General features: G+C 33.4%; 1 protein-coding gene. It reads left to right on the top strand.

All coding sequences use genetic code 11. The features are described 5' to 3' along the window. On the top strand, window positions 1–2,069 hold a 2,069-nt coding region (locus WBN21_RS08290), incomplete at its 5' end, for a putative porin (protein WP_424199240.1). Between the last annotated feature and the right edge of the window lie 297 nt (window positions 2,070–2,366).

Genomic DNA, 2,366 nt, shown 5'->3' with positions numbered 1-2,366 from the left:
AAAAAGCCCAATTTACCTGCAATCATAATATGAACGTATTTTTTAAGATAAAGTCAAGAACTAAAAATTATAAAGTTCCCTTATTTTTTTGCTTGTTTTTGGTGGTTACAAATATTTCAGCTCAAGTTTTACCAGATAGGGCATTTTCAAAAGAAGGCGTTGATTCTAAAGGTGTTAAAGATTCTTTAAATAGTCAATCAAGAGCATCAACAAGCATTAAAAATTTAAAAAATGTAAATGCTAAAATTGAAGATTATTTAATTATTTCTCACGAAAGTGATACAACATTCGTTGATACCTCCTTAACCATTCAAAAAGAATACAAATTTAATTATTTAAGAAAGGATAATTTTGGTTTAATACCATTCTCAAACTTAGGACAAACCTATAATAGCTTAACCCATAATTTTGAAAACACGAATTCCATGCCCATGTTTGGTGCAAGAGCGAGGCATTTCAATTATATGGAAATTGAAGATATTGACTATTACCACGTTCCAACGCCCTTAACCGAATTATTTTTTAAAACAGCTTTTGAGCAAGGTCAATTAGCCGATTCTTTTTTCACAGTAAACACCTCACCTCAATTCAACTTTTCAATAGCCTATAAAGGCATGCGATCATTAGGTAAATATCAAAACATATTAACCAGTTCGGGTAATTTTAGGTTTACATCAAATTATACATCTAAAAATAAACGCTATCAGGCCAAAGGACATATTGTAACCCAAGACCTGTTAAATGAGGAAAATGGTGGACTGCAAGATGCTAGTGTGGCCGATTTTGAATCTGGAGATCAAGAGTTTTTAGACCGTTCCATACTAGAGGTTAATTTTGAAAATGCAGAAAGTATCCTGCTCGGTAAACGTTTTCATTTAGATCAGAGTTATAATATTTTTAATAAAGTTGTTGAAAAACTACTTCCTAGAACACTAAACGATTCTACTTCAAAAAGTAGATTATCCGTAAGACACATTATTTCATTCGAAGACAAATATTATCAATACGATCAAACTACAGCAAATACAAGCTACTTCGGTGACGCCTTTAAAAGCAGTAGCCTAAGCGATAAAGCAACTTTAGAAAATTTTTATAATCAAATACAAATCGATTATTTTAATAATGTATTGGGTAGCGTTCAAGTAAATGTAAATAACACAAATTACAATTACGGATACAATAACTTAGTAGTTCTAAACGGCAACACAATAACCAATAGATTAAAAGGAGATGTTTTTGCAATAGGAGGAAAGTACAGTAAAATCTATAAAGGATTTCAATTACATGGTGAGTTAGGCGCAAACATATTTGGCGATTTTGATGGAAACTATTTTAAAGGAACCGCAGTTTTTAAACTAAATGATGACATTGCAGCTTCTGCATCAATCAATCATAGTTCTAAAGTGCCAAATTACAACACCCTATTATATCAAAGCGATTATATAAACTACAATTGGCAAAATAGTTTTAATAATATTGAAACCCAGCAAATCGGGTTTAATCTAAAATATAAAAAGCTAGCAAATATATCGGTCGATTATTCAACAATAAACAATCATGTATATTTCAAACAAGACGAAACCACGCTGCAAATAGCGCCTTTTCAAAATAATAAAACCATAACCTATTTAAGAGCAAAGCTGGAAAACGAAATAACGTTTGGTAAATTCGCCCTAAACAACACCATATTATATCAAAACGTAAAAGATGAAAACAACGTTTTAAACGTGCCAGAAATTAATACCCGAAACACCATATACTTTGCAAGTCATATATTCAAAAAAGCATTGTATTTACAAACAGGTGTCACGCTAAATTACTTCACCAAGTATTATATGGACGCTTATAATCCCTTGTTGGCCGAATTTTATGTGCAAAACGAAACTCAGTATGGCGATTTCCCGCGCTTAGATTTCTTTTTAAACGCAAAAATCCGTCAAACCAGAATCTATTTTAAAGCCGAACATTTCAATGCAGCCTTCACAGGTTACAACTATTACTCAGCGCCAAATTACCCATACCGCGATTTTTCAATACGTTTCGGTGTCGTTTGGAATTTCTTTTTATAATTTTTTAATTTGGGCGTTACCCTCAGGGGTCGGGCTACGTGCCTGCTGGCAGGCAGGTCCGTTTCAAGTCCTCGCACCTCCTAAGGGTCGGGCTGTGGGCTATCCACTACTATCCCTAACGCGGGCCTAACTGCTAGTTCAAGTTTCAAGGAAGGATTTTAAGCTTTTATGAAAACAATTATTCAAAAATAGATACATTATATAATATGAAGCATCCATTAAACTTCCAACGCCCGCACTAATATGCCGTTTTGCTTGTTCCCTTAAGGGGACTTTAGGGGTATGTTAACTAAGGAA

Origin of the sequence: Algibacter sp., assembly GCF_049667265.1 — a bacterium.
Classification (GTDB): Bacteria; Bacteroidota; Bacteroidia; order Flavobacteriales; family Flavobacteriaceae; genus Algibacter_B.
This window is presented reverse-complemented; position numbering and strand designations above follow the sequence as displayed.